Below are 8,310 nucleotides of genomic sequence, written 5' to 3'. Positions count from 1 at the left end.
ATCCATGATAAGGTGAACCACTGCGTGTATACATCTGTGCACAGCGGAATCGTCTGAGCAAAAGTCTGTGACAACAGGCTTTGTCTTGTTTCGGGCAGTTTCTACAGCCTTGTCGATAAGGTCTGAGATACCCTCGCCCTTTGCCGCACTTACCGGTATAACAGGTATGCCAAGTGCGTCGCTCATCATTTTTACGTCTATCGTTCCACCGTTGGCTCTTACCTCGTCCATCATGTTTAAGGCAAGCACCATTGGCACACGCAGTTCAAGAAGCTGTAAAGTGAGATACAGATTTCGCTCTATATTGGTGGCGTCAACAATGTTTATAATGCCGTCAGGCTTTTCATTTATTATGTAGTCACGGGTGACGATCTCCTCCTGCGTGTAAGGACGCAGTGAGTATATTCCCGGCAGATCCACCACAGTGCAGTTTTTCTGCCCCTTTATGTCGCCGACCTTCTGCTCGACCGTTACACCGGGAAAGTTTCCAACGTGCTGATTAGACCCTGTTAGGGCGTTAAAAAGCGTGGTCTTTCCACAGTTCTGATTTCCTGCAAGGGCAAATCTCATATATGGTCATTCTCCTCTGTTTTTTCTATCTCTATGTTCTTTGCGTCCTCTATCCTGAGCGTCAGCTCGTAGCCTCTCAGCACTATATCAAGAGGGTCGCCCATTGGCGCACGCTTTAGCATTTTCACTTTTGTTTTTGGTATAAGTCCCATGTCGAGAAAACGCAGCCTAAGCGCACCCTCGCCGCCTACCGCTTTTATCACGGCAGACTCACCCGTTTTAAGCTTATCAAGAGTCATTGTTTTTTCCTCCATAGCTATATTTTATTCTTATGTTTCATCTAAAAGTACTTCACAAAATAAGTTTACCATGGCTAACTTTACTTGTCAATAGTATATGTCATATATTTTATTTGATTGTTATCTAAAAAATTTATTCAAATAGATAACTTTCAATTGACAACGCCAACAAATCGTGCTATCATAAAGTAAGACAAAGTACACTTTTATATTACGGGGGTGTTTTATGGATACCCGTGTGGCAATACTTGCAATAATCGCACACGATAACGGCTCTGCGCAGGAGATAAACGCAATTCTTCATGAGCATGCCGAGTATATAATAGGACGAATGGGTCTGCCATACCGAGAACGTGGCATGAACATAATAAGTGTGGCAGTTGACGCTCCGCAGGACGTTATAAATTCTCTTGCAGGCAAGATAGGCAGGCTTGAGGGCGTGACCGCCAAGACCCTTTATTCGCCACAGTAAAAATCTAATAAATATTTGTGACCCTGACGCCAAAAACGAGTTTTCTCCTTTAAGGCGAAAGAATACACATCAAGCAGAAAGCTGCACTATCGTGTGGTCTTGTTTTGCTATAGAAAAGCTGTATCCATAGGGGTATGGCTTATTTTTTTGAGAGGAGCTTTTGCAATGGGACTTAATGACGCACCAAGCGGAGAACGTATACATATAGGATTTTTCGGCAGACGAAACGCAGGAAAATCAAGCGTTGTGAATGCAGTAACAAATCAGGATCTTGCAGTGGTATCCGATACGAAAGGCACTACCACCGACCCTGTTACAAAGGCAATGGAGCTTTTGCCCCTTGGCCCTGTTGTGATAATAGATACCCCAGGCTTTGACGACGAGGGCGAGCTTGGAGAGCTTCGTGTGAAGAAAACTAAGCAGATCCTAAATCGAACAGACTGCGCCGTTCTTGTAACAGACTGCACCTTGCCCCTTGGCGACTGCGAAAAACAGCTTATCTCAATATTCAAAGAGAAAAACATACCCTTTATTATAGCCAAAAACAAAGCCGACCTGCTCACTGATATCCCAAAAGAGGAGGGCGCAGTGTACGTCAGCGCAAAAGAGAAAACAGGCATAGAGGAGCTTAAAAACGCCGTTGCAAAGCTCACTGAAACAGACACAATGACAATGAAGCTTGTGGGCGACCTTATAAAGCCAGACGATATGGTGGTGCTTGTCACCCCTATCGACAGCGCCGCACCAAAGGGCAGGCTTATCCTGCCGCAACAGCAGGCCATAAGAGATGTTCTTGAAGCAAACGCCTGTGCAGTGGTGGTAAGAGAAACTGAGCTTTCAGGAGTGCTTGGCAGGATAGAGAAGCCTGCACTTGTTATAACGGATAGTCAGGCTTTCGCAAGAGTTTCAAAGGATACTCCCGAGGATATCCCTCTCACCTCGTTTTCTATCCTTATGGCTAGATATAAGGGCTTTCTTGATGCCGCTGTAAAGGGCGTGAAAGCTATCGACGATCTTAAAGACGGTGACAAGGTGCTTATTTCAGAGGGATGTACACATCACAGACAGTGCGGTGATATAGGCTCTGTGAAGCTTCCGAACTGGCTGAAAGAATATACAGGCAAGAATCTTGAGATAGTGCTGTCATCAGGTCACGGCTTTCCGGAGGAGCTTTCAGACTTTGCACTTTGTATACACTGTGGCGGCTGTATGCTCGGCTCAAAAGAGCTTACCTACAGAATGAAATGTGCTTGTGACGCAGGTGTGCCGATCACAAATTACGGCATTGCAATTGCCTATATGAAAGGTATTCTCAAACGGAGCATAGAAGTGTTTCCGCATCTTGTAAAGGAGCTTGAAGATCACAATGGCGGTCAGAGAACTTATTGATAAACTAAACTGCGAGAAAAAGCTTTCCCATGGAGAATGGGTGAAGCTTATAAAAGAATATGACGAGAGCGACAGAGCCTATGCCGCAGAGCTTGCAAGGGGCATTTCGCAGGAAATGTTCGGCAAGGATATCTACATAAGGGGCATAGTGGAGTTTTCAAACATCTGCAAAAACGACTGCCTTTACTGCGGAATAAGGCGCTCAAACGGCAACGTGAGCAGATACAGGCTCACCGCTGAGGAGATCTTGCAGTGCTGTGACGAGGGCTACGGCTATGGCTTCCGTACCTTTGTGCTTCAAAGCGGTGAGGACGCTTTCTATGACAGAGAAATGCTCTGCGGTATCGTCAGAGAGATAAAAAAGCGCCACCCTGATTGTGCGGTAACATTATCCCTAGGTGAGAAAAGCCGTGAGGACTATGAAGCCCTTTTCAATGCAGGTGCAGATCGGTATCTTCTCAGGCACGAAACTGCCGACGAGGAGCATTACAAAAAGCTCCACCCAGCCGAAATGTCTTGGAAAAACCGAATGGAGTGTCTTTCAGATATAAAAGAGATAGGCTATCAGACAGGCTGTGGAATGATGATAGGCTCGCCGTATCAGACGGCGGAGTGTCTTGCTGAGGATATGGAGTTTATGTGCGATTTCAAGCCCGAAATGATAGGCATTGGACCTTTTCTCCCACATAAAGACACGCCTTTCAGAAGCTGTCCACAAGGCTCATATGAGCTTACTCTCTTTCTGCTGAGCATTTGCAGGATAATGCTCCCTGACGTTCTTTTGCCTGCCACCACAGCCCTTGGTACTATAAACCCCAAAGGGAGAGAACAAGGGGTGCTGTCAGGTGCGAACGTTATAATGCCAAATCTGTCCCCTGTGGCAGTGAGAAAAAAATATATGCTCTATGACAACAAGATATGCACAGGTGACGAGTCTGCACAGTGCAGGGCTTGCCTTGAAAGACGAATGGAGTCCATAGGCTATAAAATAAAGATATCAAGAGGAGATCACAGATAATGATAAAGCTTGCTTTTTACGGAAAAGGCGGAATAGGAAAGTCAACGGCGGCATCAAATGTCAGTGTTGCACTTGCACAAAAAGGGCTGAAAGTCATGCAGATAGGCTGTGACCCTAAGGCTGACTCCACCATATTTCTCCATGGGGGAGAGCGGATACCCACCGTTCTTGACCTTGTGCGAAAAGGCGAAAGCTTTGACCTTGAAGATATGGTAAGGGTAGGCTATAACGGTGTTGTGTGCGTTGAAGCAGGCGGTCCAGTGCCGGGACTTGGCTGTGCAGGCAGAGGTATAATCGCCGCTTTGGAGGAGCTTGAAAAAAAGGGCGCATATGAAAAATATCAGCCTGACGTTGTTATCTATGACGTTCTCGGAGACGTGGTGTGCGGAGGTTTTTCAATGCCAATGCGAAAGGGCTATGCCGATAAGGTGTTTATCATCACATCAGGCGAGAGTATGTCTGTATATGCCGCCGCAAACATCGCAATGGCGGTGGAAAATTTCAAAAGCCGTGGATATGCTTCACTTGGCGGTTTTATCCTCAATAAACGCAACGTAAAAAACGAGGAGGAAAAAGCGGCAGAACTTGCGGCTGATTTTCACAGCTCTGTGATAGCCGAGATAGACCGAAGCGACCTTGTGAGCGAAGCTGAGGATATGCACAAAACTGTCATGGAAGCTTTTCCTGACAGCACTGCGGCAGAGCAGTATAGAGCATTGGCGGATAAGATAGCCGAGCTGTGCGGTATGGGAGAAGAAAAATGACAAAAGAGAGCGGCATAAATATAACGAAGGCGGCTTTTCCTGCGCCTTTTGAAAGCGGTCTTGAATATAATCCCCCAACAAGGGGCGTGTGGAATATCGTCCATACCGGTATGCTTATCCCTGAGTCACGTCAGATATTTGTCTGCGCACAGGGCTGTTTAAGGGGCGTTATCCTCACTGCGGCAGAGATGAATGCCATGGACAGAATGTCATGGGTGACTGTTTCTGAGCAGGATCTGTATGACGGCACAATGGAGCAGGACGTTATCGACGGAGTGAGTGATATAATAAACAGGCTTGAGGAAAAGCCAAAATGCGTTTTGATTTTTCTAAGCTGTGTTCACCTTTTTGCAGGCTGTGACTTCAAAATGATAATAGACGAACTTTCGGCATTGTTTCCGCAGGTGCATTTTATAGATTGTTACATGACGCCAACCATGAGAAAGTCTATCTCTCCTGACAGCCTTATGAGAAAACAGCTTTACGAGCCACTTGAAAAGTGCGAAAAGAAGCCTAAAACGGCGGCAATAATAGGCTGTGACAGAGCCACAGACGAAGCCTCCGAACTTGTAAAAATAATAAACTCAGCAGGCTTTGAGCTTCTTGACATAACAAAGTGCAAGACCTATGAGGAGTATCTCTCCATGGCGGAAAGCTCTTTGAATATCACCTATATACCCACGGCAAAGCCGTCAGGAGAGGAACTTGAAAAGCGACTTGGCACAAAGCATTTGTATCTGCCCTTGTGCTATGGCTATGATGAGATAGAGGAAAATTACAGCAGGCTTTGCACCCAGCTTGGTGTGAAGATGCCTGACCTTGCGGCTGATAGGGAAAGTGCCGACAAGGCTCTTGCAAATGCCCTTGAGATAGTGGAAAATATGCCTATAGCCGTGGATTATACCGCTCTGCCAAGACCCCTTGGCTTTTGCAGACTTCTTGCAGAGAAAGGCTTCAATGTGAAGCGTTGCTACGCCGACAGCTTTTCAGAGGAGGAAAGGGCAGATTTTGAGTGGCTGAAAGCCCATTGCCACGACCTTGAAATTCTCCCTACTGTGAATGTGAAAATGGAGTTTTCACATTGCGAAGAAAAATATCTTGCAGTAGGTCAGAAAGCAGCGTTTTTCTGCCAGACTGATAACTTTGTTGATATAGTCGCAGGGGGCGGTGGATACGGCTTCAAGGGCATAAAAAGGCTTGCAGAGCTTATGGCTGAGGGTGCAGTAAACAAAAAGGACAGACGTAAGGTGATACAACACAAGGGCTGGGGGTGTGAAAGCTGTCTATGAATGCAAAAGTGATATCCATATATGCGGCGGATACTTCGGGAGTATGCTCGGCGCTTTATGAGCTTGGTGGAATGACCGTCGTCCATGACGCTTCGGGCTGTAACTCCACCTACGCCACTCATGACGAGCCACGCTGGTATGACCGCAAAAGCATGATATATATTTCTGCACTAACAGAAGCGGACGCCGTTATGGGCAATGACGGCAAGTTCATTCGTGATGTGGCGAAAGCGGCAGGTGAGCTTTCACCCAAATTCATAGCCATTTGCGGTTCGCCAATGCCTGCAATGACAGGCTTTGACTACTGTTCAGCCTCTGAGGAGATAGAGTGCCAAACGGGTCTGACCACATTTTTCGTTGATACCAACGGCACTCATTCCTATCTTCAAGGAGCAGAGGGAGCTTTCTTGAATATTGCAAAGCTATTCTGCCGTGAGGGAAAAGAAAAGCAGGCAAATTCAGTGAATATTATTGGTGCAACGCCTCTTGACTTTTCAGTGAACACAAGCGTAAGCTCCATAAAAAAGTGGCTTTTGGATAACGGTTTTTCAGTGCAAAGCTGTTTTGCTATGGACAGCGGTCTTAATGAGATTTCTACTGCACCACAGGCGGCTGTAAGCCTTGTTATATCCTCAGACGGGATAGCTGCGGCAAAGTATCTTTTTGATACCTATGGAGTGCCATATGTAGTGGGCGTGCCTGTGGGGAAAAGCTTTTCCAAAAAGCTTTCCGCTGACATGAAAAGAGCAGTGTCAGAGGGCGTTTGTATAAATTCCTGCGGTGAAAAATCTGTAGAGAATGCTCATAGGATAGTTGCAGGGGAAAGCGTTTTTGCTTCTTCCCTAGGTGCTGAACTTGGCGCAAAAACTGTGGCGACAGTTGGCATAAGAAACAGCGAGGTGCTGTCAGGGACGGACATTTTCTGTGAGGAAGAAGCAGAGCTTGAAAAGCTTTTTTCACAGCATAAGACCGTCATAGCAGACCCGCTTTTCGGACCTATATGCAAAGGGGCAAGCTTTGTTTCACTGCCACACGTTGCTTTTTCGGGAAGATGTTTTCTTAAAGATATCCCCGATCTGATAGATAAAGATGTAAGCAAAATACTTAACCTATAAAAAGGAGGAACGTGCTTTCGCACGGATACTTTTATGATAAAAATAGCCGTTTACGGAAAGGGCGGAATAGGAAAATCCACAGTTACGGGAAACCTTGCCGCCGCATTTGCAAGTCTTGGGAAAAGAGTTATACAAATAGGCTGTGACCCAAAGGCTGACTCCACCATAAATCTTCTTGGGGGCGAGCCTGTTATGCCTGTGATGAATTATCTCAGAGAGCATGACGATGAGCCTGAGAGCATAGAGGAGATATCAAAAGAGGGCTATGGCGGAGTGCTTTGTATAGAAACAGGCGGTCCTACCCCCGGACTTGGCTGTGCAGGCAGAGGTATAATCACCACGTTCAGCCTGCTTGAAGACTTAAAGCTTTTTGAAAAATATAAGCCTGACGTTGTGCTTTATGACGTCCTCGGCGACGTTGTGTGCGGAGGTTTCGCCGCACCTATCAGAGAGGGCTACGCTTCAAAGGTGCTTATCGTCACCTCAGGCGAGAAAATGGCATTGTATGCCGCAAATAATATAAACAGTGCGGTGAAAAACTTTGCCGACAGAAGCTATGCAAAAGTCCGTGGTATCGTCATGAACAGGCGAAACGTTGAGGGCGAGGAAGAAAAGGTCAGAGCCTTTGCAGAAAGCGCTGGGCTTGATATCGTTGCGGATATACCAAGAAGCGACGATATCATCAGATGTGAGGATAAGGGCATGACCGTCATAGAGGGCGAGCCTGATTGTCAGGCGGCAAAATGCTTTTTGAAGCTTGCCCAGACCCTTATGCAGGAGGACGACGATGACTAAAGCGTTTTACATAACAGCGGCGGAGCTTGCCCAAAAGGGAAAAGATAATATCCCCGACGAGCTTCTTTCGGCAAAGCACCTTATCTACAGTTCTCCTGCAACATTGGCATTCAATTCACCGGGAGCGCAGGGCTTTGGTGTAAAAAGAGCAGGACTTGCAGTGCCAAATTCGGTTATGCTTCTTGTAGCTCCTGCCTGCTGTGGACGAAACACCACTATGCTCAGTGCGGAAAGCGGCTACGGCGACAGATTTTTCTACCTGCTTCTTGACGATACCGATATCGTCACAGGCAGGCACCTTACAAAGATACCGAAAGCCGTGGAGGAGGTATGTCAAAGCCTTGATTACACTCCCTCAGCGGTGATGATATGTATAACCTGCGTTGACGCTCTCCTCGGCACTGATATGGACAGAGTGTGCAGAAAATCCAGTGACCGAGCAGGCGTGCCTGTTGTGCCATGCTATATGTATGCCCTTACAAGGGAAAAGCGTCTGCCCCCTATGGCTTCAGTGCGAAAATCGGTGTATTCACTGCTGAAACCTCGCAAGAGAAAGTCTGACGAGGTGAATATCCTCGGTTATTTCTCACCCTTGCAGGAGGACTGCGAGCTTTACAGCCTGCTCAAAGGCGCAGGCGTAAAGACCATAAGGGAGCTTT

Annotated in this window: 10 protein-coding genes; 8 read left to right on the top strand and 2 right to left on the bottom strand. The window is 46.8% G+C overall.

Annotation, left to right across the window (positions count from 1 at the left end):
* Positions 1 to 570: FeoB small GTPase domain-containing protein (locus QVO88_RS03335; RefSeq protein WP_288177744.1), on the bottom strand; the 570-nt coding region annotated here is incomplete at its 3' end.
* A complete protein-coding gene (locus tag QVO88_RS03330) occupies positions 567 to 809 on the bottom strand; it encodes a FeoA family protein (RefSeq protein WP_022287113.1) in 243 nt (80 codons plus the stop codon). The genes QVO88_RS03335 and QVO88_RS03330, both read right to left, overlap by 4 nt.
* Positions 810 to 1,035: 226 nt before the next feature.
* On the opposite strand from QVO88_RS03330, the gene QVO88_RS03325 reads away from it, so the two are divergent.
* The 8 genes from QVO88_RS03325 to QVO88_RS03290 form a co-directional block, all read left to right on the top strand.
* Complete coding sequence (locus QVO88_RS03325) at positions 1,036 to 1,281, top strand: TM1266 family iron-only hydrogenase system putative regulator (RefSeq protein WP_022287112.1); 246 nt, start codon at positions 1,036 to 1,038, stop codon at positions 1,279 to 1,281.
* 165 nt (positions 1,282 to 1,446) lie between these two features.
* Positions 1,447 to 2,670: a [FeFe] hydrogenase H-cluster maturation GTPase HydF gene (gene hydF, locus QVO88_RS03320; protein ID WP_022287111.1), complete on the top strand. Its 1,224-nt coding sequence runs from the start codon at positions 1,447 to 1,449 to the stop codon at positions 2,668 to 2,670.
* Positions 2,648 to 3,688 (top strand): [FeFe] hydrogenase H-cluster radical SAM maturase HydE, encoded by a 1,041-nt coding sequence (gene hydE, locus QVO88_RS03315; protein WP_022287110.1) that lies wholly within the window; start codon positions 2,648 to 2,650, stop codon positions 3,686 to 3,688. Before hydF ends, hydE begins: the two co-directional genes overlap by 23 nt.
* Positions 3,688 to 4,452, top strand: a complete 765-nt coding sequence (locus tag QVO88_RS03310) for a nitrogenase iron protein NifH (protein ID WP_022287109.1) — start codon at positions 3,688 to 3,690, stop codon at positions 4,450 to 4,452. The genes hydE and QVO88_RS03310 overlap by 1 nt, the downstream gene beginning before the upstream one ends.
* Positions 4,449 to 5,741 (top strand): nitrogenase component 1, encoded by a 1,293-nt coding sequence (locus QVO88_RS03305; RefSeq protein ID WP_022287108.1) that lies wholly within the window; start codon positions 4,449 to 4,451, stop codon positions 5,739 to 5,741. Before QVO88_RS03310 ends, QVO88_RS03305 begins: the two co-directional genes overlap by 4 nt.
* The gene (locus tag QVO88_RS03300) at positions 5,738 to 6,856 is read left to right on the top strand and encodes a nitrogenase component 1 (protein ID WP_022287107.1); all 1,119 of its coding nucleotides are present in this window, start codon (positions 5,738 to 5,740) and stop codon (positions 6,854 to 6,856) included. Before QVO88_RS03305 ends, QVO88_RS03300 begins: the two co-directional genes overlap by 4 nt.
* 33 nt (positions 6,857 to 6,889) lie before the next feature.
* Positions 6,890 to 7,651 (top strand): AAA family ATPase, encoded by a 762-nt coding sequence (locus tag QVO88_RS03295; RefSeq protein ID WP_022287106.1) that lies wholly within the window; start codon positions 6,890 to 6,892, stop codon positions 7,649 to 7,651.
* Positions 7,644 to 8,310 (top strand): nitrogenase component 1 (locus tag QVO88_RS03290; RefSeq protein WP_288177743.1); only part of this gene is annotated, 667 nt, incomplete at its 3' end. The genes QVO88_RS03295 and QVO88_RS03290, both read left to right, overlap by 8 nt.

Source organism: Ruminococcus sp. CAG:57 (assembly GCF_000435935.1).
Lineage (GTDB): Bacteria > Bacillota > Clostridia > Oscillospirales > Ruminococcaceae > Hominimerdicola > Hominimerdicola aceti.
Note: the sequence above shows the minus strand (reverse complement) of the source record. Positions and strands in the feature narration are given on the sequence as shown.

What these genes read in the sequence shown, in the direction of transcription:
- QVO88_RS03300 (WP_022287107.1), top strand. Translation starts at nt 5,738, where the DNA reads ATGAATGCAAAAGTGATATCCATATATGCGGCGGATACTTCGGGAGTA.
- QVO88_RS03310 (WP_022287109.1), top strand. Translation starts at nt 3,688, where the DNA reads ATGATAAAGCTTGCTTTTTACGGAAAAGGCGGAATAGGAAAGTCAACG.
- QVO88_RS03325 (WP_022287112.1), top strand. Translation starts at nt 1,036, where the DNA reads ATGGATACCCGTGTGGCAATACTTGCAATAATCGCACACGATAACGGC.
- QVO88_RS03295 (WP_022287106.1), top strand. Translation starts at nt 6,890, where the DNA reads ATGATAAAAATAGCCGTTTACGGAAAGGGCGGAATAGGAAAATCCACA.
- hydF (WP_022287111.1), top strand. Translation starts at nt 1,447, where the DNA reads ATGGGACTTAATGACGCACCAAGCGGAGAACGTATACATATAGGATTT.
- QVO88_RS03305 (WP_022287108.1), top strand. Translation starts at nt 4,449, where the DNA reads ATGACAAAAGAGAGCGGCATAAATATAACGAAGGCGGCTTTTCCTGCG.
- QVO88_RS03330 (WP_022287113.1), bottom strand. Translation starts at nt 809, where the DNA reads ATGACTCTTGATAAGCTTAAAACGGGTGAGTCTGCCGTGATAAAAGCG.
- hydE (WP_022287110.1), top strand. Translation starts at nt 2,648, where the DNA reads ATGGCGGTCAGAGAACTTATTGATAAACTAAACTGCGAGAAAAAGCTT.